We start from the raw sequence: 24,779 nt of genomic DNA, 5'->3' as shown, positions 1-24,779 counted from the left end.
ATGGCTTAACGGACAGTGTTCGCTATCCGTTCACGTCCAACTGTTCAAGTTGGGCTTGACGGCTTCGCGCAATGCCAAGGTAGCCGCGACTAGGTGATCTACGGGCTTGCCGTTGTCGTTTCCCGGCAGGGGAAGGGGGCGGCTCATTCGGCCAGTATGCGCCTCGAAACTGGCGAGCGCTACCCTACGCGCTTAAACGCCGGACGGTTGTGGCCCCTACTTGGCTGGACCTAGGAAGAAGTCGGTCCCGCCAGTAGTTGACGGCTTGGCTGTCTGGTAGGTGACGCCAGCGTCCTTCAAAGCTTTTTCGATTGTATTGGCCGCCTTTGGGTCTGGCGCGCTAAGGACAAGATCGGAGGTAGCGAATTGCGATTTCATCGCCCCTACATCCCATCCGCTATCCTTGAAGGCGTCCTTTAGCTGCTCTACGCGAGGGTCTGGCTTGTCGGTGTGGCCGCCGCCAATATCTACGGTGGCCGGGTTTATCTTGAGGTTGGTTTTGATATCCGAAAGTTGCCGTTCCGAGTATTGGCGTTCCTCGTCTTTGACGCGACCCAGGCTTTCGGCGTTGGCCACCTCTTGCGCGCGCCATGCCATGCCGCCAGCAAAGCCAAGAACCAGGCCTCCGATTAGCACAGTCAAAAAAGTGAACGGCGCGCGCATCAGCCCGTCCCGTTCGTTTCGTATAAATTCGATAAACCACATGCGCGACTCATATCAGGCCAGTCCTGCTTTGTCATTGGGTTTGTCAACCAGATAATCGCCCACCACAAAAGGGTTCAAACCGTGAACAGAATCTGGCATGGTGCCTGCCATGCCGATCATTTCCCCTATCGCAATCAACCCCCTCATCGACGGTCGCCAGTCTGAACGCGCCATGCTGGTGCGGCGTGGCGTGCAGCGGCTGCTCATGGCGATGGGCGCGCATGTGCTGCCTGAACTGTCGCTGGCCACCGGCCGCCGCGCCGACCTCGTGGCGCTGACCCGGCAAGGCGACATCTGGATCATCGAGGTCAAATCCTCGATCGAGGATTTCCGGGTCGACCGCAAATGGCCCGACTACCGTCTGCATTGCGACCGCTTTTTCTTCGCCACCCATCCCGGCGTACCGGCGGAGATCTTCCCGGAGGAGTGCGGCTTCATCCTCTCCGACGGCTATGGCGCCGAGATCCTGCGCGAGGCGCCGGAGCACCGCATTGCGGCGGCAACGCGCAAGGCACTGATGCTGCGGATCGCGCGCGCCGGTGCGGCCCGGCTGCTGGCGGCGGAGCTGGCCGGCGTCTCGGTGCCGGCGCTGGAGGGGGAAAGCGAGTAGTTCGCAGGACTTGGTTTCCTCATCCCACCCAGGGGGAGAAAACCACGAACCACGCCCCTACTCCGTCTCTTCCTCCGCTCCACCCGCCGCCGGCGCCATCAGCAGCACGGCGGCGCCGAGGATGGCCGCGACGAAGGAGCCGGCGAGGATGCCGACCTTGACCGCGTCCTGCAGGGCCACATCGCCGGCGAAGGCAAGCAGGCCGATGAACAGGCTCATGGTGAAGCCGATGCCGCAGAGCAGCGAGATGCCGATCATATGCGACCAGCCGGCATGGGCCGGCAGGTCGGCCAGGCCGAGCCTTATGGCAAGCGCCGAGGAGCCGAACACGCCGACCAGCTTGCCGACAACCAGGCCGGCGGCGACGCCCAGCGTCAGCGGCTCGATCAGCGCGCCGAAACTGAGGCCGGCGAGCGAGACGCCGGCATTGGCGAAACCAAAGATCGGGATGACGAAAAAGGGCACGACTTTGTGCAGGCCATGCTCGAGCCGGTGCAGCGGCGAATGGTCGAGATCATGGCCCATCCCGGCGGAGCGCTCGAGCGGAATGGTCAGCGCGAGCGCGACGCCGGCAAGCGTGGCGTGGACGCCCGATTTGAGGACCAGCACCCACAGGATGGCGCCCAGCACGAGATAGGGCACCAGCGTCATCACCCGCATGCGGTTGAGCACGACAAGCACCGCAATGACGGCGAAGGCGGCGCCGAGATAGGCGAGCGACAGGCCGCTCGTATAGAAGATGGCGATGATGATGACGGCGCCGAGGTCGTCGATGATGGCGAGCGCGGTCAGGAAGACCTTCAGCGAAGCCGGCACGCGGCTGCCGAGCAGCGACAGCACGCCGAGCGCGAAGGCGATGTCGGTGGCGGTCGGGATCGCCCAGCCGGAGAGTGCGGCCGAATTGCTGCGGTTGATCAAGACATAGACCAGCGCCGGAACCACCATGCCGCCGGCCGCCGCGATGCCGGGCAGGACGCGGCGCGGCCAGGTCGACAGCTGGCCGTCCAGCATCTCGCGCTTGATTTCCAGCCCGACGAGCAGGAAGAACACCGCCATCAGCCCGTCATTGACCCAGTGCGAGACGCTGAGCGGGCCGAGATAGGCATGGAGAATGGAGAAATAGGTTTCGGCGAGCGGCGAGTTGGCGACGATCAAGGCGAGCGCCGCCGCCACCATCAGGATGATGCCGCCTGCCGCCTCGCCGTCGAGAAATTCGCGGAAGACGGAAACCGGCCGCTGCTTCAAATCCTGCATGTCGCCTCCGTCATGCCGCCTGTCGGCCGGCGTCATTCGCGATGATGCTCAAACTGCAGCTGTCAGGCAAGCATCGAACTATGCCTCAGCGTCTCCGAGACTGTTTCGAAATTCGCTCTGGTGAGTCATATGATGGTGGTTTCGAGACCCGTAGCGCAGCGGACATTGGTCCGTGAGCTCAGTTCCACTGCACGCAGTAGAACGGGGAAGCGCAGAAAACGCCATCAGATAGCCGCCAGACCGGATTTCCAAACAGTCTCTCAGCGCGGCGCGCGCTTGGCCAGTATGCGCTGCAGCGTGCGGCGGTGCATGTTGAGCCGGCGCGCGGTTTCGGAGACGTTGCGCTCGCACATTTCGTAGACGCGCTGGATATGCTCCCAGCGCACGCGGTCGGCCGACATCGGGTTTTCCGGCGGTGCGGCGCGCTCGCCCGAGGTGCGGGTGAGGGCGGCGAAGATGTCGTCGGCGTCGGCAGGCTTCGACAGATAGTCGACGGCGCCAAGCTTCACCGCGGTCACCGCGGTGGCGATGTTGCCGTAGCCGGTCAGGATGATGGTGCGGGAATCCTCGCGCTTCTCGCGGATGGCGGCGACGACGTCGAGGCCGTTGCCGTCGCCAAGCCGCATGTCGACCACGGCATAGGCCGGCGGATTGGCGCGGGCCTTGCCCACGGCCTCCTCGACGCTCTCGGCGGTCTCGACCACGAAACCCCTGGTTTCCATGGCGCGGGCCAGACGCGTGAGGAACGGTTTGTCGTCATCGACGATCAGAAGCGAGGTGTCCTCGCCTTCAACCATTGCGCCAATATTTTCATCGCCTGTCATCGTCGTAAGAATTCCTGCTGCCTTAATTTTACGCAGATATAGTTTTGCGTCGCTATTGTCCAATTTACGCAGTGTCAAACATGGTGGCCGGGGCCGTTTCCGGGTTCAGGAAGACCGATCTCGGCCACGAAATCTGCACCACGGCGCCCTCGCCCAGGCCACTCGAGTTGCGGAAGTCGAGCGTGGCGCCCGAGCGTTCGAGCAGAGTCTTGGCGATGAACAGGCCAAGCCCCAGGCCGCCGCCGGCCTCGGTGCCCTGGCGCGTCGACATGTAGGGCTCGCCGATGCGGTCGATGATTTCGGGTGGGAAACCAGGCCCGTCATCGATGATCGAGAAAGTGACGGCCGCCTCATCCCAGCTCCAGCGCACGGTGACGCTCTTGCGGGCGAAGTCGACGGCGTTCTCGACCAGATTGCCAAGGCCGTAGATGACGCCTGGGTTGCGGCGCCCGACCGGCTCCGGCCCGGTGCGTTCGCCCGGGCGAAGCTTGATCGAGATGCCGAAATCGCGATGCGGCGCGGTGACCTCCTCGACCAGCGAGGTCAGGGGCAAGCGGGACAGATGCGCCTCGCCCTCAGACGACAGGCTGGTCAGGCGCTTGAGGATTTCGCGGCAACGTTCGCTTTGCGAGCGCAGCAGCTTTACGTCTTCCCCATATTTCGGGTCGCTGCCGAGCGCCTTTTCCATCTCCTTGGCGACGAGCGTGATGGTGGCGAGCGGCGTGCCGAGCTCATGCGCGGCCGCCGCCGCAAGGCCGTCGAGCGCTGAAAGGTGCTGCTCGCGCTGCAGCACCAGTTCGGTGGCTGCGAGCGCGTTGGCCAGAAGCCGCGCTTCGGCGGCCACCCGGAAGGCATACATGGCGGTGAAGGCGATCGAGGACAGCACCGCCATCCACATGCCGGCGACATAGATGAAAGGCATGGCCAGCGGCGCGCCTTCATACCAGGGCAACGGGAGATGGACGAAGACCAGCAAGGTCGCCGCCAGCATCACCAGCCCGCCGAGGATGGCGGTGAGGCGCAGGGGCAGCGAAGTCGCCGAAATGACGACGGGCACGGTCATCAGCAGCGAGAACGGATTGGTCAGGCCGCCGGTCATATAGAGCAGCCCGGCAAGCTGCAGGCTGTCGAAGATCAGAATGCCGAAGGCGGCGAACGGGGTGAGCCGGTGCGCCGCCGGAAACCGGAAGGCCAGGAACAGGTTCATCCAGGCCGAACAGGCGATCAGCGCGAAGCACAGGCTGACCGGCAGCGGGAATTTCAGCCCATAGGCGACGACGAGGACCGCCACGCTCTGGCCGACAATGGCCAGCCAGCGCAGCCGGATCAGCGTGTTGAGGCGCAGCCGCTGGCTTTGCTGAAAATCGGGCGCGTTCAGGATGTTGATCATGGCCAAGGATTATAGCCGGGAAAGGAGGAGCGCTAGGTCCCGCTCCAATTCGATCGAGTCGGATTGGAGCTCCAATTCTTGTTTGAGCATGATCTTTTCCAAAAACCGGGTCCCACTTTTTGGGATCATGCCCGTGGCTTGGCACGGGCGGTAGCGGCGGCAAGCAGCGGATTTTCCGGCCAGACATGCTTGGGATAGCGCCCGCGCATGTCGGCGCGCACGTCGGCCCAGGAACCGCGCCAGAAACCGGGCAGGTCGCGCGTGGTCTGGATCGGCCTATGCGCCGGCGACAACAGTTCGAGCGTCAGCGGCACGGTGCCGTTGGCAATCCCGGGGTGGCGGTCGAGGCCGAACAGCTCCTGCACGCGGATGGCCAGAACAGGCCATTCACCGTCATAGCGGATCGGTACATGGCTGCCCGACGGGGCGTCGAAATGCGTCGGCGCCAGCGCATCGACCTTGCGCTGCAGCTCGTGCGGCACGAGCGAGGCCAGGCCGGCCGAGACGACGCCGGGATCGATGGCGGCCAGGGAAGCCGCCCCCGACAGGAAGGGCAGCAGCCAGTCGTCGAGGCGCTCGATCAGCGCTTCATCCGACATATCGGGCCAGGGTGCGCCGAGGCCACGATGCAGCCAGGACAGCCGCTGGCGCAGCGTCTCGGCCTCCTTGCTCCAGCCCAGCAGCGACAGCCCGTGCTCGCGCAAGGCGTCAAGGATGGCGCGGTCGGCATCGGCGCCTGAAGGAGCCGGCAGCATGCGTTCGGCGAGCGTGATGGCGCCGAGGCGCACCGTCTCGCGCACACGCACGGCACGGCGCTCTCGGTCGAAGCTGGTCTGCCGACGCGTTTCGATCCGGTCGGCCAGCGTGGCGCGGATGTCGTCCTCGCTTATTGCCGCGGCGGCCGCGATGCGGGCGTTCTGCGCCTTGCCCTGCAGGTCGGCGACAACCAGAAACGGCTCGCCCGCCAGCGGGTCGGCGGCATCGAGCATGGCGCCGGAGCCATTTGCCAGCACGAAACGGCCGCGCTCGCCGCGCGCCTTGGCGACGCGGTCCGGCCAAGCGTTGATGAGAAGAGAACCGGCCGGTGCGGCTTCACTGTCTTTCGTCCCGCCCACCTGCCTGGCCAGCCTCTCCGCGAGTTGCCGCGCGGCGGTGGCGCGGGGCGATCTTTCCCCGCGAAAGCGCATCAGCCGCCGCTCCAGATCGGCGCCGTCGCCACCAAGGCCGCGTTCGGTGAGCAGCACCGCCAGCATGGCCGCCTCGCCGGCATGGCCGCTCCGCGCAGCTTCGGCGACCATATGCGCCAGCCGCACCGGCAGAGCGAGCTTGCGCATCGAAGCGCCCGCTTCCGTCAGGCGCCCCGCCTCGTCGATGGCATGGAGCGCGCGCAGCAGCACCCTTGCCTCGTTGAGCGCCGGCGCCGGCGGCGGATCGAGGAAAGCGAGGCCGGTCGGATCGGCCACACCGAAGGCGGCACAGTCGAGCAGCAGGCCTGAAAGGTCCGCTTCGAGGATTTCCGGCGGCGTGAAGGCGGGGAGCGCCGCCGTCTGTTCGGCGCGCCAGAGCCGGATGGCGACGCCGGCTTGCGTGCGCCCGGCACGGCCGGCGCGCTGGTCGGCGGATGCCTTGCTGACGCGCACCGTCTCCAGCCGCGTCAGGCCGCTTGCCGGCTCATAGCGCGGCAGCCGCGACAGGCCGGAATCGATGACGACGCGCACGCCGTCGATGGTGATGGAGGTCTCGGCAATCGACGTCGCCAGCACCACCTTGCGGCGGCCCGCCGGCGCCGGCCTGATCGCCGCGTCCTGCGCCTTGCCGTCGAGCTGGCCATAGAGCGGCACGATGTCGGTGTCGGCGCCGACCTTGCCGGCCAGCCGTTCGGCGGTGCGCTCGATCTCGCGCTGGCCAGGCAGGAAGGCAAGCACGCTGCCGCCCTCATCGGCAAGGGCGGCGCGGATCGCCTTGGCCATCGCATCCTCGATCGGGACGCCGGCCGGCCGTTCGTCGTAACTGACCTCGACAGGGAAAGCGCGGCCCTCGCTTTCGATCACTGGCGCGCCCGACAGGAGTTTCGCGACACGGGCGCCGTCCAGTGTCGCCGACATCACCAGCAGCCGCAGATCCGGCCGCAGCGCGCCCTGCACGTCGAGCGCCAGCGCCAGGCCGAAATCGCCGTCGAGCGAACGTTCGTGGAATTCGTCGAAGATGACGGCCGACACGCCGGGCAGTTCGGGATCGTCGAGGATCATGCGCGCCAGAACGCCCTCGGTGACGACCAGTATGCGGGTCTTGGCCGAGGTGCGGTTTTCCATGCGCATGGCATAGCCGACGGTCGCGCCGGGCTCCTCGTCAAGCAATTGCGCCATGCGGCGCGCGGCGGCGCGGGCGGCGAGCCGGCGCGGTTCGAGCAGGATGATCTTGCCTGTGCCCAGCCACGGCGCATCGAGCAGGGCCAGCGGCACCAGCGTCGTCTTGCCTGCGCCGGGCGGCGCCACCAGCACGGCGCTGTTGCGTTCGGCCAGCGCTTCGCTCAGCTCCGGAAGCACGGCGGATACCGGAAGTTCCGGCAGGGATCTTGTCGTCATCGCGTCCGCATATCAGCGGTCACGGCTGCCGTGCAACCGGCGTGGTCTCAAAGCCGGGTGCGCGCAAACGGGTTCCAGCGCACGGTGCCGAGCCGCACCTCCTCGCGCACCATGGTCAGCAGGCCGGAGCCGCCGACGACCGCGAGGCCGACCAGTGTCAGCCAGTCCGGGTATTCCTGGAAGAACAGCGCCCCGAGGATCACCGCCCAGACGATCTGCGAATAATGCGTCGGCGCGATCCGGTTGGCGGGAGCGTATTTGGCGGCGAGCAGCTGCATGAATTGCCCGCCCGCGGTGAAGGCGCCGGCCATCGCCAGCCAGACGAACTGCATGGCATTCGGCAGAGTGAACGAGGTGGCTGCGGCGCCGGCCCCGTTGAACAGCAGGCCATAGCCGACAAGCACGCCGAGCATCGAGGTGCGCTTTTCCTGCTGCGCGAGCGAGCGCAGCAGGATGACGCTGGCCGCAGCGAGGAAGGCGTTCACGAAGGCGGCAAGGTGACCGAGGTTCAATTCGCGAAAACCCGGCCGCACCACCAGCATCACCCCGGCAAAGCCGGCGACCACGGCCAGCCACCGCCAGGGGCCGACCTTTTCCTTCAGGATGACGGTGGACAGGATGGTGACCAGCAAAGGCGCCAGGAAGATCAGCGCGTAGACTTCGGCAAGGGGAATGTGGGTGAAGGCATAGACGCTGAGCACGCCCGACGCGATACCGGCCCAGGCGCGCGCCTGCACCGCCCAGGGCCGCTTCATGCGCCAGAAATTGCGCCAGCGCTCGCCCGCCGGACGGGTGAAGAACAGGAAGAAGCCGGCAAACAATGTGACGAAGAAGCCGATCTCGAAGACGGTGAACTGTCCGCCCAGGCTCTTGATAACGGCATCGCTGCCCGAATAGCTTGCATAGGCGATCAGGGCGAGCAGGATTCCGTTCGGCACGTTTTTCCATTTCCGGGAGAGAGTGGTTTGAAAATATTGGCGCTCGGTGCGCATCCGGACGACATCGAGATCTTCATGTTCGGTACGATGGCCGCCTATGCGGCGCAAGGCGCAGAACTGACTTTTGCCGTGGCCACGGATGGGGCCAGGGGCGGCAAGAGTGATGCCGCCGTTCTCGCCCGTGTCCGCCGCGAGGAAGCAACGGCCGCGGCCGCGCTGCTTGGTGCAACGCCCCGCTTCCTCGACTTTCCCGATGGCGAACTGGTGGCCGATGCCGCACTCATCGGCGCGCTGAAAACGCTGATCCGCGAGACCGGGCCGGAGCTGGTGATCACGCATGCGCCCAACGACTATCACGCCGACCACCGCGCGCTGTCGGACGGCGTGCGCATCGCGGCCTCGTTCGCGGTCCCGGTGCTGCATGCCGATACGATGGGCGGCACCGGATTCTCGCCGACGCACTATGTCGATATTTCCGCCTACCGGGATATCAAGTCGCAGGGGATCCGCATGCACCGGTCACAGCGGCCGGAGCAATATGTCGAGAGGGCGCGCATCCAGAATGAATTTCGCGCCGGCCAATGCAACGCTGTCCCCGGTTCCCTGGCCGAGGCTTTTCGCTTCGAGCCTACATTTCCCTTCGCCGACATACGCGCCTTACTGCCGCCCGCGCCGCCGGTTCGGCCGGTGACGCCACCGACGAACCTCATCGGCGAGGTCGGCTGAGCGGCTGCCGGAGAGACATCCGGCGATCATTTCCCAACGATTTCAATCATCCGTTTCGTCATGTTGCGACGCAGCAACGAATTCGCTTGCGTTGTTTAGTAAAAATTGCATCACTAAACAAATTACTAAACATCTGCCGCGCTCCGGCGCCGCCATGTTTAGGCCTCTGAGGAGAGAGGTTGAGGGCTCTTGAAACCGTCATCCGGGCGCGTTTCGTAAATGGGAGGAAGGCATGAAATCGAGCTTGAAACTGGCGTTGGGACTGGCCTCGGCGATTGCAGCGTCGACAGCCGTCTCGAACGCCGCACACGCTGAAGACCTGACGCTCTGCTGGGCCGCCTGGGACCCGGCCAACGCACTTGTCGAATTGTCCAAGGACTTTACCAAGGAAACCGGCATCGGCATGAAATTCGAGTTCGTGCCGTGGACCAACTATGCCGACCGCTTCCTCAACGAACTGAACTCGCACGGCAAACTGTGCGACCTGATCATCGGCGACAGCCAGTGGATCGGTGGCGCGGCCGAGAACGGCCACTACGTCAAGCTGAACGACTTCTTCGACAAGGAGAAGATCAGCATGGACGACTTCGTGCCGGCGACCGTCGTCGGTTACTCCGAATGGCCGAAGAACACGCCGAACTACTGGGCGCTGCCGGCCATGGGCGACGTCGTCGGCTGGACCTATCGCAAGGACTGGTTCTCCAAGCCGGAACTGCAGAAGGAATTCAAGGAAAAGTATGGCTGGGATCTCGGCCCGCCGGCGACCTTCGACCAGTTGAAGCAGATCGCCGAATTCTTCCAGAAGCGGCAGATCGACGGCAAGACCGTCTATGGTGCCTCGATCTACACCGAGCGTGGCTCGGAAGGCATCACCATGGGCGCCATGGACGTGCTCTACAGCTACGGCTTCCAGTATGAGAACCCGAAGAAGCCCTACGAGATGGAAGGCTTCGTCAATTCAGCCGACTCGGTCAAGGGACTGGAATTCTACAAGGCGCTCTATGATTGCTGCACCCCGCCCGGCGCCTCGAACAGCTACATGGGCGAAGGCGTCGATGCCTTCAAATCCGGACAGGTGGCGATGCACATGAACTTCGCCTTCACCTGGCCCGGCCTGCAGAAGGACGAGAATGTCGGCGGTGACAAGATCGGCTACTTCGTCAATCCCAAGGGTCCCGGCGGCGCCCAGTTCGCGCAGCTCGGCGGCCAGGGCATTTCGGTGGTTTCCTACTCCGACAAGCAGGAATCGGCGCTGAAATACATCAAGTGGTTCGCCAACAAGGACGTGCAGGCCAAGTGGTGGTCGCTCGGCGGCTATTCCTGCCTGAACTCCGTGGTCAAGGACCCGAAGTTCCCGTCAAGCCAGCCCTACGCGCAGGCCTTCCTCGACTCGATGGCGATCGTGAAGGACTTCTGGGCCGAGCCGAGCTACGCACCGCTGCTGCAGGCCTCGCAGAAGCGCTTCCATGACTATGTCGTGGCCGGCCAGGGCTCAGCCAAGGACGCGCTCGACGGCCTGGTCAAGGACTGGACCCAGGTGTTCCAGGACGATGGCAAGATGTAACCGGCTCCTCCCGAGCTAGGCCCAGAGCCGGATGATTTCAGGTCGAACAGACCTGAAATCATCCGCTCCGGACCAAAGATAGAGGGAGCATGATGTCGTCCGAAAACCGCTTCACACTTTTCGGCATCATGCTCTGGGTCCCGTGCCACCCTTGGCACGGGACGCAGTTCAGATAAATTCCATCACAGAGACGACCCAAGTGACCGAAGCAGGACTGACCATGCTCAATCGGACCGCGGAGAACGTTGCCCGGGCGACCCCGGAACCGTTGGCCCGCAAGGTCCGGGGCATCAGCGACAAGGGCCTCGCCTGGCTGTTCATCTCGCCGACGATCCTGTTGCTGCTCGCCATCAACATCTTCCCGCTGTTCTGGGCGATCTATCTGTCCTTCACCAACTACCGGGCCAACCGGCCGAACGAGGTGGTGAAGAATCTCGGCTTTGCCAACTACCAGCGCATCCTTGGCGACCAGGACATCTGGATCGCCATGCAGACGACGGCGCATTTCGTATTCTGGACCATCCTCTTGCAGACGCTCATCGGCTTCACCCTGGCCTGGCTGATCGACCGGAAATTTCGCGGCCACGCGTTCTGGACGACGCTGATCCTGGTGCCGATGATGCTGTCGCCGGCGGTGGTCGGCAATTTCTGGCGCTTCCTCTACGAGCCGCAGATCGGCCTGTTCTCCTATGTCATCTCGTTCGTCAGCGGCATTCCACCGACAAGCATCCAGATGCTCTCCAACGTGTCGCTGGCGCCATGGTCGATCATCATCGTCGATACCTGGATGTGGACGCCCTACGTGATGCTGATCTGCCTCGCCGGACTGCGCTCCATCCCCGAATACATCTATGAGGCGGCCGAGGTCGACCGCGCTTCCAACTGGCGGCAATTCTGGTCGATCACGCTGCCGATGGCGCTGCCCTTCATCATGCTGGCGGTGCTGTTTCGCGGCATCGAGAACTTCAAGATGTTCGACATGGTCAATCTCTTGACCGGCGGCGGGCCCGGCTCGACCACCGAGGTCGCCTCGATCACGCTGAAGCGGCAGGCTTTCGAGAGCTGGCGCACCGGCTATTCCTCGGCCTTCGCCATCATCCTGTTCGTGGCGGTGTTCGGGTTGGCCAACATCTACGTCAAGGCGCTCAACAAGGTGAAGCAGAGATGAGCCTGACCACTGCCCATTCGGTCGTCGCACCGTCAGCGAATTCGAAACGCATCGCCGGCGCGATCATCATCGCCTATGCGCTGATCTCGATCGTGCCGCTCTTGTGGATCTTCGCCACCAGCTTCAAGACGCCGCCGGATTCGATCGCCTACCCGCCCAAGATCGTGTTCCAGCCGAGCATCGAGGGCTATTGCAATCTGTTTACGACGCGCACGCGGCAGACGCCGGAATACATCAACTCGCTGGGGCCGGCGACCGGCTTCTGCGACGAGACCGTGCGCAAGCGCAACATGGTGATCGCCGGCCCGTCCAACTTCCTGCCGCGCTTCCTCAACTCGCTGATCATCGCCTTCGGCTCGACCTTCTGCGCGGTCTTCCTCGGCACGCTGTCGGCCTACGGTTTCTCGCGCTTCAAGGTGCCGCTCGCCGACGACCTCCTGTTCTTCATCCTGTCGACGCGCTTCATGCCGCCGATCGCGGTCGCCATCCCGATCTACCTGATGTACCGCGAGCTTGGCCTGTCGGACACCGCGCTCGGCATGATCCTGCTCTACACGGCGGTCAACGTGTCGCTGGCGGTGTGGCTCTTGAAAGGCTTCATCGACGAGATCCCGCGCGAATATGAGGAAGCGGCGATGATCGACGGCTATACGCGGCTGCAGGCCTTCTGGCGCACCGTGCTGCCGCAAGCGACGACCGGCATTGCCGCGACCGCGATCTTCTGTCTGATCTTCGCCTGGAACGAATATGCCTTCGCGGCACTCCTGACCTCGGGCACGGCGCAGACCGCGCCCCCCTTCATCCCGACCATCATCGGCGAAGGCGGCCAGGACTGGCCGGCGGTCGCGGCCGGCACGACGATCTTCCTGGTGCCAATCCTGGTTTTCACCATCCTGCTTCGCAAGCAATTGCTGCGCGGCATCACCTTCGGCGCGGTGCGCAAATGAGCATGACCAAATCAGTCAAACGCAAATCGCGCTGGCCGGCCTGGGCCAGGCGCGGCCTGATGGAAAACATCGCCACGGCGCTGATCGCCATCGGCTTCCTGATGCTGTTCCAGCCTTTCGCGCTGTCGCTCTACACCTATTCCTTCATCACCATGCTCGCCGGCACGGTGATGTTCATCATCGTCTCGAAGTTCCCGGAATAATCATGGCCGAGATCCGTGTTCAGCATCTGAGAAAAGCCTTCGGCGATTTCGTCGCCGTGCAGGATTCCAACTTCGTCGTCGAGGATGGCGAGTTCTTCGTCATGCTCGGCCCGTCGGGCTGCGGCAAGACGACGACACTGCGCATGATCGCCGGGCTCGAACTGCCCACCGGCGGCCAGATCCTGCTCGGCGGCGAGGACGTCACCATGCTGAGGGCACGCGAGCGCGACATCGCCTTCGTCTTCCAGCTGTTCGCGCTCTATCCGCACATGAATGTGCGCAAGAACATCGGCTTTCCGCTCTTGGCGCAAGGCATGCCGTCGGCCGAAATCCGCGTACGTGTCGAGGAGACAGCAAAGCTCCTGCGCATCGACCATCTGCTCAACAAATCCGTCTCCGGCCTCGCCGGCGGCGACCGCCAGCGCGTCGCGCTCGGCCGCGCCATCGTGCGGCGGCCGAAATGCTTCCTGATGGACGAGCCGCTCGGCACGCTCGACACCGAGTTCCGTGACCTCATGGTCCACGAGCTGCGCGAGCTGCACAACCGCATCCACGCCACCACAGTCTATGTCACCCACGACCAGATGGAGGCGATGTCGATGGCCGACAAGATCGCTGTCATGAACCACGGCGTCATCGAGCAGTTCGGCACACCGCGCGAAATCTACGACCGCCCGGCGACCATGTTCGTCGCCGACTTCATCGGCTCGCCGCCGATGAATTTCCTGGGGTTTGGGGGCGGGCTCGCCAAGGGCGCCAAGGAGATCGTCGTCCAGGGCGCGAAGGTCGCGGTGCCGGAGGTGCGCGAGGATATCGCGCCAAGCGACATGGCGCTCGGCATCCGGCCCGAACACATCCGTTTCGACGATGCCTCGAAGCTGCGCGGCGCCATCTACGGCACCGAATATCTCGGCACCACGCAGATTGTCGCGGTGGAGACGGCCGACGGCATCATCAAGGCGCGGGTGCCGGCCGAAATCCGGCTCAATGCCGGCGACCATGTCGGCCTGGCGCTGAACAGCGCGCGGCTGTCGCTGTTCGACAAGGGATCGGGCCGCGCCGTGAGAACCGCGGTCCACGACACCGCCTCCCAGGGGAGAGCGCAGCATGGCTGACGTGCACATCAAGGACGTGACCAAGAGCTTTGGCGAGCATGTCGCCGTCAACGGTCTCGACCTGCATATAGCGGACGGCGAATTCGTCGTGCTGCTCGGGCCGACCGGGGCCGGCAAGACGACGACGCTGCGGCTGATCGCAGGGCTGGAAAGGCCGGACAGCGGCACGATCGAAATCGGCGGCCACAACGCCACGACGTTGTCGCCGGCCGAGCGCGACACGGCCTTCGTGTTCCAGCAATACTCGCTCTATCCGCATCTGTCGGTCTACGACAATCTCGCCTTCCCTCTGCGCTCGCCGGCGCGGAAAATCCCGGAGGACCAGATCCGCCGGCGGGTCGAGGACGTGGCGAAGATGGTGCGCATCCATCACAAGCTCGCCAATCGCTCGACCAAGCTTTCGGGCGGTGAAATGCAGCGCGTCGCCATCGGCCGCGCTTTGGTACGCAAGCCCGCCATCTATCTGATGGACGAGCCGCTGTCGTCGCTCGATGCCAAGCTGCGGGCGGACCTGCGACTGGAACTGAAGCGCATCCAGTCCGAACTCGGCGCGACCATGCTTTATGTCACGCATGACCAGATCGAGGCGATGACCATGGCCGACCGCATCGGCATCCTCGCCGACGGCGTGCTGGTGCAGATCGGGTCGCCGCGAACCATCTATTCGGAGCCGGCAAACCTGCATGTCGCGGCAAGGCTCGGCCAGCCGGCGATCAATCTTTTGCCGACCGGCCTGCTGCCCGATGGCGGCGCGCCGGCGGGCACCAGGACGATCGGCGCGCGCACCGAACATCTGACGATCGAGAAGGCCAGGAATGGCCATGCCGACGGTATCGTCGACTGGGTCGAGCACCTCGGCGACCAGAACCATCTGCATGTGACGGTGGGGCCGAAGAAACTGGTGACACTGACCGACCCCGACACCGATCTGGCGCAAGGCGACAAAGTGGTGATCCGCTACCGCTCGCCGCTCTATTTCGGCGCCGATGGACAAAGATTGATGTGAACGGTTTCGGTGTTTGCCCGCCAAGGGGCAACGCCGCATCTGATTGACGATCGCGAATACGGGACGAATTCGATGAAGCACTTTTTCAACCGCAGGGAAACGATCGTCACCGAGGCGCTGGACGGCCTGTTGCGCACCATCGGCTCGGGCGACCTCGCGCGCCTCGACGGCTATCCCGAGATCAAGGTCGTGCTGCGCGCCGATTGGGACAAGTCGAAGGTCAGTATCGTTTCCGGCGGCGGCGCCGGGCATGAGCCTTCGCATGCCGGCTTTGTCGGCAAGGGACTGCTGACGGCGGCGGTCTCCGGCGAGATCTTCGCCTCACCGAGCGTCGCAGCGGTGCTCGCTGCCATCCGCGCGGTCACCGGCCCGGCCGGCTGCCTGCTGATCGTCAAGAACTATACGGGCGACCGGCTTAATTTCGGCCTGGCCGCCGAGAAGGCGCGCGCCGAGGGCTTTCGTGTCGAGATGGTGATCGTTGCCGACGACATAGCTTTGCCTGACATCAACCAGCCGCGTGGTGTCGCCGGCACCTTGTTCGTGCACAAGATTTCAGGCCATCTGTCGGAGGCCGGCCGTGATCTGGCCGATGTCGCGGCAGCGGCGCGGGCGGCGGCGAAGGACATCGTCTCGCTTGGCATGTCGCTGTCGTCCTGCTCGATCCCCGGGCTGCCGCATGAAGACAGGTTTGGCGCGGACGACGGCGAACTTGGCCTGGGCATTCATGGCGAGCCGGGCGTCGAGCGGATTGCCTTGCAAAGCGTCGACAGTTTGGTCGCGATCATGGCGGAGCGCCTGGCGGCGCGGCTCGACCCGAATGCCAGCCATGCCTTGCTGATCAACAATCTCGGCTCGGTGCCGCCGCTTGAAATGTCGCTGGTTGCCAATGCGGTGCTGGCCTCGCCGCTAGCTAAAACCGTCACGCTGACGATCGGCCCCGGCCCGCTGATGACGGCGCTCAACATGAACGGCTTCTCGCTGTCGCTGATCCGGCTCGACGCGGCGCGCGAGGCCGCCCTGCTGGCGCCGGTCGGCCCGCATGCCTGGATGCCGGCCAAACCGGTCGCGGCGCCTGTCATCATGCCTATGGCGAAAGCAGCCGGACAAAGTGCGGCGCACAAGGCCAGCCAGGATGCCGGCAGCAGACGTCTGATCATCACGGTCTGCGAAAAACTGATTTCACTTGAAGCGTCATTGAACGGGCTCGACGCCAAGGCGGGCGACGGCGACACGGGCTCGACGGTGGCGACCGGCGCACGCAGCATTCTCGAGCGGCTCGACACGCTGCCTCTGGCGAACCCGGCGGCGACGCTTGGCGCGATCGGCGACATATTGAGCGCGTCGATGGGCGGCTCGAGCGGCGTGCTTTTGTCGATCTTCCTCACGGCGGCGGCACAGGCCCTCGGCGGCGGCGCCAGCTTTTCCAAGGCGCTGCTCGCCGGCCTTGAGCGGATGACCTTCTACGGCGGCGCCAGACCGGGTGATCGCACCATGGTCGATGCGCTGGAGCCCGCGCTGAAAGCGCTCGACACCAACGGACTGGAAGAGGCGGCAGCGGCCGCCCGGCGCGGCGCCGAGGCGACGGCCGCCATGGAGAAGGCGAAGGCCGGACGGTCGGCCTATGTCGGCACCAAATTGCAAGGTGTGGTCGACCCCGGCGCGCATGCGGTGGCCGAGGTGTTTTCGGCCGCCGCCACGCTGCTCGTCACGGCCTGACGCATGCACCAGTTGTCGAATGACCGTTCTTTCGCTACTGCCGTCAGACTGGAAACCGGGATTTTGGGCGATATGGCGGCGTTGAACCTTGCCAGGCTGATCGCGGTGGCCGCCGATACGATTGCCGCTCACGCCGAGGAATTGACGGCGCTCGACCAGGCGATCGGCGACGGCGACCATGGGCTGAACATGAAGCGCGGCTTCGAGGCCGTGCGGGCCGAGGCTGATGCGTTCGCTGCCAAACCCTTGCCCGACGCGCTGAAGGCGATCGGCACCAAGCTGGTGATGACGGTGGGCGGCGCTTCCGGCCCGCTCTTCGGCACGCTGTTCATGGCGCTGGGCAAGGAGATCGCGGCGGACCCCGATCGCAACAACCTGGCCGCTGCCTTCGGCAAGGCGATCGAGGCGGTGGCCGCGCGCGGCAAGTCGCAGATCGGACAAAAAACCATGCTCGATGTGCTACAGCCGGTGCATGATGCCTTGGCCGGGGGCAAGACGGCGGCGGAAATCGCCGACGTCGCCGACGCCGCCGCCGAAGCGACGATGCCGATGAAGGCGCTGCGCGGCCGCGCCTCGTTCCTCGGCGAGCGCTCGATCGGCCATATGGATGCCGGCGCGCGCTCGACCGCGCTGCTGGTGCGCTCGGTGGGGCAAGCGATCGGGGAAAGCGCATGAGCAATGTCGGGATCGTGATCGTGTCGCATTCGCCGCTGGTCGCGGAGGGCACGGCCGACATGGTACGCCAGATGGTGGGCGAGGAAGTGCCGCTTGCATGGTGCGGCGGAAACGGCCATGGCGGGCTCGGCACCAATGTCGAAGCGATCATGGGCGCCATCGACAAGGCCTGGTCGGAAGCCGGTGTCGCCATCCTTGTCGATCTCGGCGGCGCCGAGACCAACTCGGAAATGGCGGTGGAGATGATCGGCGAACCGCGTGCGCAGAAGATCATCGTCTGCAACGCACCGATCGTCGAGGGCGCGGTGATGGCCGCGACCGAATCCTCCGGCGGCGCTTCGCTGAAGGAAGTGGTTGCGACGGCGCATGAATTGTCGCCGTCGTGAGTGAACGGGATTTCTGAAAAATGTCCGCAGCCGCCGAAGCGACCGTCCTGATCACCCACGATGTGGGCCTGCACGCGCGCCCCTCGGTGAAGTTTACCAAGCTGGCCAAGACGTTTGCCGCCGACGTGGAAATCGCGCTGGCCGCCAACGGGCCGTGGTTCGACGCCAAGAGCATCGTCAAGGTGATGGCCGCCAAGGCGCCGAAGGGCACAGTGCTGCACATCAGGGCCAGCGGCAGCGGCGCCGATGATGCGGTGCGCGCGCTGATCGACCTGGTGCAGCGCGATTTCGACGAGGACGCCGGTCATGTCCGCTCGGCGTGAGGCTGGCGCGCTGCTTCGCCGTCCCGCTGGGAATGCGGGCCATGCGGATTGAGGGCGTTCCGGCCTCGGCCGGCTATGCCGAGGGGCCGCTGTTCGACCTCGACCGTCCGCCCGTCGTCTACGCAGGCAAAGCCACCGCCACGGAAGAGAAGACGTCGCTGGAAACCGCGATCGGCATGGCAGTGAGCCGACTTACGGCCATGGCGGAGGCCGCCGACAGCGACGCCGCCGGCATACTCGAATTCCACATTGCCATGCTGGAAGACGACGCCTTGAGCGGGCCGGCCTTCGCGTCGATCGCTTCCGGCCGGACCGCCGACGTGGCATGGCGAGAGGCGCTCGACGCCGAGATTGCCGGTTACGAGGCCTCCGACCAGGACTATTTCCGCGCCCGTGCCACGGACCTGCGCGATATCAGGGACCAGGTGCTGCGTGCCCTGACCGAGGACGTCGACAGCACGGCACCTACCGGTGCCATCCTCTGCGGCGAGGACATCGCGCCGACGCGCTTTCTCGAAACCGACTGGAGCCATGGCGGCGGCATAGCGCTGAAGGCAGGCAGCACGGCCAGCCATGTCGCCATGCTGGCGCGCTCGCGTGGCGTGCCGATGGTCGTGGGGCTGCGCGAAACACTTGCCAGTCTCGCCGGCATGGCACTGCTCGACGCAGAGCATGGGAGCATCGTGCTGGCGCCCTCGCCGGCGGAGATCGGCGCGTTCCGGCAGTTGTCCTCTTCCTTCGCCGCCCGCCAGGGCATGGCGCAGCGTTTTCTGGCGCGGCCGGCGGTGACCAAAGCCGGCACGGCGGTGCGCGTGCAGGTCAACATCGCCGATCCGTCCGATGTCGACGGCATCGACATCGCGACCTGCGACGGGGTTGGGCTGATGCGCACAGAGTTCCTGTTCGGCAAGAATCTGCCGGATGAGGAGACGCAATATCGCGCCTATCGCAAGGTGCTGGAATGGGCTGGCGACAAGCCGGTGACGATCCGCACCGTCGACGCCGGCGGCGACAAGCCGGTGCCGGGCTTCACCGTCGAGGAAGGCAATCCGTTCCTTGGGCTGCGCGGCATCAGGCTGTCGCTGGCGCGGCTCGACATTTTTCGCGTACAGATCAGGGCATTGCTGCGCGCCGCCCCACACGGCAATCTCAGGGTGATGTTTCCGATGATCGCCATGGCCGATGAGTATGTGAGCGCAGCCGCCCTGTTCGCCGAGGAGCAGGCCGCCCTTGCCGCGCGCGGCGTCGCCCTCAAGATGCCGCCGCTGGGCATCATGGTCGAGGTGCCGTCAGTGGCCATCGCGCCGGAAGCGTTCGCCGGCGTCGCCTTCTTCTCGATCGGCTCCAACGATCTGACGCAATATGTGATGGCGGCCGCGCGGGATAACGCTGCTGTGGCCCATCTCAATTCGGTCCGCCATCCCGCGGTGCTGCGGCTGATCGGCTCGGTCACCGCCTTTGGACAGGAAAACGGCATTCCTGTCAGCCTGTGCGGCGATGCCGGGGGCGATCCGGCAGCGATCCCTTCGCTGCTTGAAGCCGGCCTGCGCGATCTGTCCGTCGCGCCGGCGCAACTCGCCATGGCCAAGGCGGCCATATCACATGTTTCGGTCTAGGCGCCGGCATGGTTGACATCAAACCCGAACCCGGCTCCGAAGAGGCGATCCGCGCCTACAAGACGATCCTGTCACAGGTCATCGACCAGCGACCGTCCGGCATGCGCCAGCGCCTGGCCGACGCGCTCGGCAAGCACCGCAGCTTCGTGACGCAGATTTCAAGCGCGGCCTATACGGTGCCGATTCCGTCGAAGCATTTGCCGGCTATTTTTTCCGTATGCCATTTCAGTCCGGCCGAGCGGGATCAGTTCCTCGCCGCCTACCATCAGGCGCATCCGGGGAAAATGTCGATCGCCGCGGGCATGCGCAAGACGCGGCATGTGTCGCTCGTCGTGCCTGATTTCGGCGACGACAAGCAGAATGCGGCGCTCGATCGGGCGATCAACGAATTCATCCAGAAAATCACCAGCATCGCCGGCAAGGGTGGCAGCTGACCATTCCTTGCCGGGCTGTTTGGGAGGACGCCATGAAGAAATTTATGAACGCGGTAGACACGGTGCTGACCGAGAGCCTCGACGGTTTCGTGGCGGCGCATGCCGATATCCTCGTGCTTGGCGAGGAGCACAAATTCGTCCGCCGCAGGACCTTGCGGCCGGGCAAGGTGGCGCTGATCTCCGGTGGAGGCTCGGGCCACGAGCCGCTGCATGCCGGCTTTGTCGGCCATGGCATGCTGGACGCCGCCTGCCCCGGCCAGGTGTTCACCTCGCCGACGCCGGACCAGATGCTGGCGGCGGCGCAAGCCGTCGACACCGGCGCCGGCTGCCTGTTCATCGTCAAGAACTACGAGGGCGATGTGATGAATTTCGACATGGCGGCCGAGATGTCTGAAGGCGTCCTGCAGGTGGTGACCAATGACGATGTCGCCGTCGAGAATTCGTCCTACACGACCGGCCGGCGCGGCGTGGCGGGCACGCTGGTGGTGGAAAAGATCGTCGGCGCGGCGGCCGAGCATGGCCTGGCGCTGCCGCTGCTGAAGACGCTGGGCGAGCGCGTCAACGCCGCCACCCGCTCGATGGGCGTGGCGCTGACCAGCGGCACTGTGCCCGCAGCCGGCAAACCAACCTTCGACATAGGCGACGGCGAGATGGAATTCGGCGTCGGCATCCACGGCGAGCCGGGCCGCCGGCGCGACAAGTTGAAAAGCGCCGACGCGATCGCCGAGGAGATCTGCACCGCCATCCTTGGCGATCTCGGCGACAAAGCGAAAGGACCGGCGCTGCTGTTCGTCAATGGCTTCGGCGGCACGCCGCTGATGGAGCTTTATCTGATGTACAACAGCGCGCGGCGGATTTTCGAGACGCGTGGCGTGACGATAGTCCGTTCGCTGGTCGGCAGCTATGTCACCTCGCTCGACATGGCCGGCTGCTCGATCACGCTCACCATGCTCGATGACGAGATGACCGGCTGGTGGGACGCGCCTGTGCACACGGCGGCATTGCGCTGGGGCATGTGAGGCTGGCTTCGGTCGCGCTTTTCTGCAACCATCCCGGACAATTCATTTAGCGATAACATTTGTCCTGGTTGATGCTGCCGTCCCTCACTTCCGCCGAAGAAAGTCTGCTGCTGCGCTTCGCCGACCCGGCGGCCGTGGCAGTCGGCGAAGAATTGTCGGCAAAGGCACTGTCGGCGCTGCTCGACAATGCCGAATTCCACGGCGTGCTGCCGATCATGCTGCGCAAATTGCAGGAGCGTGGCGACGCGCATCTGCCGCAGGATGCCGACTTGCGGGAGAAGCTGGGCGATCTGCGTGACAAGGCGACGATCGCCACCGGCCAGTCGATGCTGCTGCAATATCATGGCGACCGCATCCTGAAGGGGATGGCGGCGCAAGGCATTCCGGCGCGGATCGTCAAGGGACCGGTCTTTGCGCGCAAGCTCTATCGCAACGTGTCCGACCGGCCGTTCACCGACATCGACATTCTCGTCGAGCCTGCCAACCTGGCGCGGGCAAACCAGGTGATCGCGGCATGCGGCTTCGCACTCGGCAGCAATGAGGCCGAATCCTACCAGTTGCAGGAATTCAAATGGCTGGAAAAGGAGAATTCGAGCCTGCTGGTCGAGCTGCATGGCGACCTGGTGCATGACACCGGCATGCGGCGGCGCCTGTCGCTGGGTTTCCGCGAGCTGGCCATCATCGACGGCGATGGGGCGGACATGCCGGCCGCGCTCTTGACGATCGCCATCGTGCACGCCGCCGGCGGCCATAAATTTCATCGCCTGCAGCTTTGCGTCGACGTGCTGCAAGGCGTGCGGGCGCTGCAATCGACGGAGGCGGAAGCCCGCCTGCTCGACGCCGCCCGCATGACCGGCATCGAGCTCGAGCTGGCGATCGTGCTCAATGTGACCGGCGAGCTGTTCGGCGAGGGCCGCGCGCTTGAACTCGCGGGGCGCATCAAGCCCGACCTCTCGATAAGGCTGGCCAAAAGGCTGATCACGACGAACACGCTGCTCCGGGTCAATTCCCGGGAAAAGATCGGCTCACGCCTGCGCCGCGATGCCTTCCGCTGGATCCAGCGGCTGACGAAAGCCAGGCCGTACGCAGCCTGAAGCTCCGATTCAGTCCTGCTTGGCCAATGTGGCGCTTATCAGCGCCGCAGCGTCGGCTGGGCGCGCGCCTACCTCCAGCGTGAAGGTCGGCACGGAGGAAACCAGCCTGCCGATCGTTGCCAGCCGGCGCTTCTGCAACGGCAGCAGACCGGTCATGCCGGTGCGGACATTGTCCATCGCCAGCGCCACCATCGCGTCGGTCCGGGCCATGGGCAAAAGCCGGGTCTCGCTGTCGGCGGACCGCGCCAGGTGCAGCAGGGCCGCCACTGGCCTGGCGACCGGGCTTTCGATGCGGACGATCTCGCTCAGTTGCTCCAGCGAGACGGCCTGCTCGCCATTCCTGTCCCATACAGGGCCGAGACACGGCGCAACCTGGGGGATCATTTCGGCGGTCTTCTGGTGGATCTTGACCTGGCGCGGCAGACCCCAGGCCAAGGGCTTGCCCGAAGCGACGTTCAGGATCATGGCATCGTCGGAGCAGAGACCAAAGCCTTGCGTTGCCAGCGCCAGCGAGGTGGTGGTCTTGCCGGTGCCGCTCGGTGCATGGATCAGCACGACGGCATCGTGGCCAGGCAGTGTCAGCCCTGCGGCGTGCAGCATATGCTGGCCGCCGGCGTCGAGTGCGGCGTCCAGCACCAGCATCGACGGCGTCCAGGCGGCTTTCGTACCAGGGCGAACCCGGAGTTTCGCCCAACCTTCATCGTCATTGATGGCGACGGTCTGGCGCCCCGGAAAGACGAGATGGATGGTGCCGCCGTCGGCCGCCATGCGGCAATAGCCATCTTCGGGTATCTCGCCGTCGAAGACGAGCGATCCGCCGGGGTTCTCGTCCAGAACATCCGCCTCGGCGATATCAAGGCGAAAGCCCGGCTCGACGGTACCTTCGATGCGCAGGATGCCCAGCATCCTGTCGAAATCGCGCCACAGCTCGGGGCGTTCGGCCGATATGCCGAGGACTTGGCCGTTGAGGCCATAGCAGGCTGAAGGCCTGGTCAAGCGGCGCGACCCTTCAAGGCATCGGCATGGTGGCGATAGATCTCTACCATGCCGGGAAGGCTGTCACTGACCACCGGCCTGCCGTCGAGGCAGACCCAGCAATGCGCCGAGACGCGCGGCGTCTGCAGCGACTTCGGATCGACGCCGAAACGCAGCTCCGGATCGAAGCCGGCGAGGCGCAGGAAACGATGGCCGAGCAGGCCTTCGCGCAGGCATCTGCGGTCGCGCATCAGCCAGGGATGGCGCACGGCACGGTTGACGCGGGCGACGATGTAGGCGGCGGGCAGGCCGCGATAGGGCGTCGAAGAGGCGAGCGGCGCCCATTTCAGCACGTCCTCGAAGCTGCGCCCGGCGATGAGGACCGGCATAAGCCGCGCGCTTGCCCAGAGATGGCAGCGAAACAGGGCACGCAGGAGCCGACCGTCAGCCATCAAGTGCTTGGGGCGGCAAGAATACCTTCCGAGACCAGATCGGCGGCCAATGCCGCCATATCCTCGTCGAGCGTATCCTTGTCGACCTCGAACTCCTCGCAAAGCAGGCCGATGATCTGATCGAGGCTGCGCGCACCGTCGATCTTGTCGAGAAAGGCTTCGGTCGTGCCGTTGCAGGTATAGAGCTGGCCGCTGCGCGCCAGAAGCACGACCGCACCATCGCCGACATGCTGGACCGAGGCATCGTCCGCCAACCGCAAGATCGTTCCAGAGACAATTTCCATCACCAACCCCAGCCAGCCTGCAAGAACCCCGAAATGAGATAGCGCGGTGGTGGGGCGCTGTCTATCGGCCGACCCGGGGGATGGCTCAAGCTGCCTTGCGTATGACAGGGTCCCGCCGAGGGTAAAATGCGCCATCATCCGTTCCCCGCCGAAAATCATCCCAGAAATAGTCGTCGCCCTGCCGCTCCAGGCAAGTGTGTTGACGGACAGGACCGTTGCTTTTCTTCCCCTAAGTAAGGTAAGGACTCCCGGGGTTTTGGGGAGATAGCGTATGCGTTACAATTGGGAGCGGGCTCCGACGACTTTCGAACGTCATCGGAAAGCGCTGGCGGCAGCCATTTTGATCTTCGGCGGCGTAGGCCTCATGCTTGTGGCCCTGCCGATCTAGTGCAGCCGGCATTTCGCCCAATGAATACCGCTTGTTAGGCGGCTATCGGCCGGCCTCTCAACGAGGCCGTCCGATCACGGCGATGAAGCGGCGGTCGCGCCCTCCTCGGATTCGTCGACGGTCAGGATCGGCTTGCCGCCGACGAATTCATCGCTGCGCGTGTCGATGATATCGATTTCGGAATAACAGGACGCCGAAGCGCCGGCATCGAGCTGGCCGTGCTGCTCGAACGCGAAATAGCGACCATCGGGCGAAAAGCCGATGATGCGCCTGGCGGCGGCGTCTCTGGCCATGGCGGTTGCCGTGGCGAACGCAAGCACCGCGCCGGTCGCCAGCGCAAACACCGATTTTGCCTTGATCGGCGCTGGATGGCGCATCGCTC

At 64.9% G+C, this 24,779-nt stretch carries 26 protein-coding genes; 16 read left to right on the top strand and 10 right to left on the bottom strand.

Features of this window, described 5'->3' with window-relative positions:
• Positions 1-216 precede the first annotated feature (216 nt).
• On the bottom strand, positions 217-705 hold the full coding sequence (locus tag QQK95_RS24970) for a hypothetical protein (protein WP_284277042.1): 489 nt from the start codon (positions 703-705) through the stop codon (positions 217-219).
• Between the two features lie 109 nt (positions 706-814).
• Here QQK95_RS24970 and QQK95_RS24965 point away from each other — a divergent pair, with 109 nt between their 5' ends.
• On the top strand, positions 815-1,315 hold the full coding sequence (locus tag QQK95_RS24965; RefSeq protein ID WP_284277041.1) for an MmcB family DNA repair protein: 501 nt from the start codon (positions 815-817) through the stop codon (positions 1,313-1,315).
• A 57-nt stretch (positions 1,316-1,372) separates the two neighbouring features.
• Here QQK95_RS24965 and nhaA read toward each other — a convergent pair whose 3' ends face one another.
• The 5 genes from nhaA to QQK95_RS24940 all read right to left on the bottom strand — a co-directional run bounded on the left by nhaA (position 1,373) and on the right by QQK95_RS24940 (position 8,306).
• On the bottom strand, positions 1,373-2,569 hold the full coding sequence (gene nhaA, locus QQK95_RS24960; RefSeq protein ID WP_284277039.1) for a Na+/H+ antiporter NhaA: 1,197 nt from the start codon (positions 2,567-2,569) through the stop codon (positions 1,373-1,375).
• 260 nt (positions 2,570-2,829) lie between these two features.
• Positions 2,830-3,393 (bottom strand): ActR/PrrA/RegA family redox response regulator transcription factor, encoded by a 564-nt coding sequence (locus QQK95_RS24955; RefSeq protein ID WP_010913121.1) that lies wholly within the window; start codon positions 3,391-3,393, stop codon positions 2,830-2,832.
• 64 nt (positions 3,394-3,457) lie between these two features.
• Positions 3,458-4,783, bottom strand: coding sequence for an ActS/PrrB/RegB family redox-sensitive histidine kinase (locus QQK95_RS24950; protein ID WP_284277037.1), 1,326 nt, complete (start codon positions 4,781-4,783; stop codon positions 3,458-3,460).
• A 125-nt stretch (positions 4,784-4,908) separates the two neighbouring features.
• Positions 4,909-7,368 carry an ATP-dependent helicase HrpB gene (hrpB, locus tag QQK95_RS24945; protein ID WP_284277036.1) on the bottom strand — a complete coding sequence of 820 codons (2,460 nt, stop codon included), beginning with the start codon at positions 7,366-7,368 and terminating at the stop codon, positions 4,909-4,911.
• Positions 7,369-7,415: 47 nt separating this feature from the next.
• Positions 7,416-8,306: a DMT family transporter gene (locus QQK95_RS24940; RefSeq protein ID WP_284277035.1), complete on the bottom strand. Its 891-nt coding sequence runs from the start codon at positions 8,304-8,306 to the stop codon at positions 7,416-7,418.
• Between the two features lie 27 nt (positions 8,307-8,333).
• On the opposite strand from QQK95_RS24940, the gene QQK95_RS24935 reads away from it, so the two are divergent.
• The 15 genes from QQK95_RS24935 to QQK95_RS24865 all read left to right on the top strand — a co-directional run bounded on the left by QQK95_RS24935 (position 8,334) and on the right by QQK95_RS24865 (position 22,298).
• Positions 8,334-9,032 (top strand): PIG-L deacetylase family protein, encoded by a 699-nt coding sequence (locus tag QQK95_RS24935; protein ID WP_284277034.1) that lies wholly within the window; start codon positions 8,334-8,336, stop codon positions 9,030-9,032.
• A gap of 232 nt (positions 9,033-9,264) precedes the next feature.
• Complete coding sequence (locus tag QQK95_RS24930; RefSeq protein WP_038651785.1) at positions 9,265-10,596, top strand: ABC transporter substrate-binding protein; 1,332 nt, start codon at positions 9,265-9,267, stop codon at positions 10,594-10,596.
• Positions 10,597-10,816: 220 nt separating this feature from the next.
• Entirely contained in the window at positions 10,817-11,764 is a 948-nt protein-coding gene (locus tag QQK95_RS24925) for a carbohydrate ABC transporter permease (RefSeq protein ID WP_027040434.1), read from the top strand.
• Positions 11,761-12,711, top strand: coding sequence for a carbohydrate ABC transporter permease (locus tag QQK95_RS24920; protein ID WP_010913114.1), 951 nt, complete (start codon positions 11,761-11,763; stop codon positions 12,709-12,711). The genes QQK95_RS24925 and QQK95_RS24920 overlap by 4 nt, the downstream gene beginning before the upstream one ends.
• On the top strand, positions 12,708-12,914 hold the full coding sequence (locus tag QQK95_RS24915; RefSeq protein ID WP_284277033.1) for a hypothetical protein: 207 nt from the start codon (positions 12,708-12,710) through the stop codon (positions 12,912-12,914). The genes QQK95_RS24920 and QQK95_RS24915 overlap by 4 nt, the downstream gene beginning before the upstream one ends.
• A gap of 2 nt (positions 12,915-12,916) precedes the next feature.
• Positions 12,917-14,029, top strand: a complete 1,113-nt coding sequence (locus tag QQK95_RS24910) for an ABC transporter ATP-binding protein (RefSeq protein ID WP_284277032.1) — start codon at positions 12,917-12,919, stop codon at positions 14,027-14,029.
• Positions 14,022-15,035, top strand: coding sequence for an ABC transporter ATP-binding protein (locus QQK95_RS24905; RefSeq protein ID WP_284277031.1), 1,014 nt, complete (start codon positions 14,022-14,024; stop codon positions 15,033-15,035). The genes QQK95_RS24910 and QQK95_RS24905 overlap by 8 nt, the downstream gene beginning before the upstream one ends.
• A gap of 72 nt (positions 15,036-15,107) precedes the next feature.
• A complete protein-coding gene (locus QQK95_RS24900) occupies positions 15,108-16,751 on the top strand; it encodes a dihydroxyacetone kinase subunit DhaK (RefSeq protein ID WP_284277030.1) in 1,644 nt (547 codons plus the stop codon).
• 72 nt (positions 16,752-16,823) lie between these two features.
• Positions 16,824-17,426: a dihydroxyacetone kinase subunit DhaL gene (gene dhaL, locus QQK95_RS24895; protein ID WP_284277029.1), complete on the top strand. Its 603-nt coding sequence runs from the start codon at positions 16,824-16,826 to the stop codon at positions 17,424-17,426.
• Positions 17,423-17,812: a dihydroxyacetone kinase phosphoryl donor subunit DhaM gene (dhaM, locus tag QQK95_RS24890; protein WP_019862866.1), complete on the top strand. Its 390-nt coding sequence runs from the start codon at positions 17,423-17,425 to the stop codon at positions 17,810-17,812. The genes dhaL and dhaM overlap by 4 nt, the downstream gene beginning before the upstream one ends.
• A 20-nt stretch (positions 17,813-17,832) precedes the next feature.
• Positions 17,833-18,135, top strand: coding sequence for an HPr family phosphocarrier protein (locus tag QQK95_RS24885; protein WP_019862865.1), 303 nt, complete (start codon positions 17,833-17,835; stop codon positions 18,133-18,135).
• Positions 18,136-18,176: 41 nt separating this feature from the next.
• On the top strand, positions 18,177-19,751 hold the full coding sequence (gene ptsP / locus QQK95_RS24880) for a phosphoenolpyruvate--protein phosphotransferase (protein WP_284277028.1): 1,575 nt from the start codon (positions 18,177-18,179) through the stop codon (positions 19,749-19,751).
• Between the two features lie 8 nt (positions 19,752-19,759).
• The gene (locus QQK95_RS24875) at positions 19,760-20,185 is read left to right on the top strand and encodes a hypothetical protein (RefSeq protein ID WP_284277027.1); all 426 of its coding nucleotides are present in this window, start codon (positions 19,760-19,762) and stop codon (positions 20,183-20,185) included.
• Between the two features lie 32 nt (positions 20,186-20,217).
• Positions 20,218-21,204 (top strand): dihydroxyacetone kinase subunit DhaK, encoded by a 987-nt coding sequence (gene dhaK / locus QQK95_RS24870; protein ID WP_284277026.1) that lies wholly within the window; start codon positions 20,218-20,220, stop codon positions 21,202-21,204.
• 71 nt (positions 21,205-21,275) lie between these two features.
• Positions 21,276-22,298, top strand: a complete 1,023-nt coding sequence (locus tag QQK95_RS24865; RefSeq protein ID WP_284277067.1) for a nucleotidyltransferase family protein — start codon at positions 21,276-21,278, stop codon at positions 22,296-22,298.
• Between the two features lie 9 nt (positions 22,299-22,307).
• Here QQK95_RS24865 and QQK95_RS24860 read toward each other — a convergent pair whose 3' ends face one another.
• The 4 genes from QQK95_RS24860 to QQK95_RS24845 all read right to left on the bottom strand — a co-directional run bounded on the left by QQK95_RS24860 (position 22,308) and on the right by QQK95_RS24845 (position 24,774).
• Positions 22,308-23,294, bottom strand: coding sequence for a phosphoenolpyruvate carboxykinase (ATP) (locus QQK95_RS24860; RefSeq protein ID WP_284277025.1), 987 nt, complete (start codon positions 23,292-23,294; stop codon positions 22,308-22,310).
• Positions 23,291-23,725 carry a lasso peptide biosynthesis B2 protein gene (locus tag QQK95_RS24855; protein ID WP_284277024.1) on the bottom strand — a complete coding sequence of 145 codons (435 nt, stop codon included), beginning with the start codon at positions 23,723-23,725 and terminating at the stop codon, positions 23,291-23,293. The genes QQK95_RS24860 and QQK95_RS24855 overlap by 4 nt, the downstream gene beginning before the upstream one ends.
• Positions 23,725-24,009: a PqqD family protein gene (locus tag QQK95_RS24850; RefSeq protein ID WP_284277023.1), complete on the bottom strand. Its 285-nt coding sequence runs from the start codon at positions 24,007-24,009 to the stop codon at positions 23,725-23,727. The genes QQK95_RS24855 and QQK95_RS24850 overlap by 1 nt, the downstream gene beginning before the upstream one ends.
• A gap of 462 nt (positions 24,010-24,471) precedes the next feature.
• On the bottom strand, positions 24,472-24,774 hold the full coding sequence (locus QQK95_RS24845) for a hypothetical protein (protein WP_284277021.1): 303 nt from the start codon (positions 24,772-24,774) through the stop codon (positions 24,472-24,474).
• Positions 24,775-24,779: the final 5 nt, after the last annotated feature.

The organism is Mesorhizobium huakuii, from assembly GCF_030160235.1.
Taxonomy (GTDB): Bacteria; Pseudomonadota; Alphaproteobacteria; order Rhizobiales; family Rhizobiaceae; genus Mesorhizobium; species Mesorhizobium huakuii.
The sequence above is the reverse complement of the archived record's forward strand: the minus strand, read 5'-3'. Positions and strand labels throughout refer to the sequence as shown.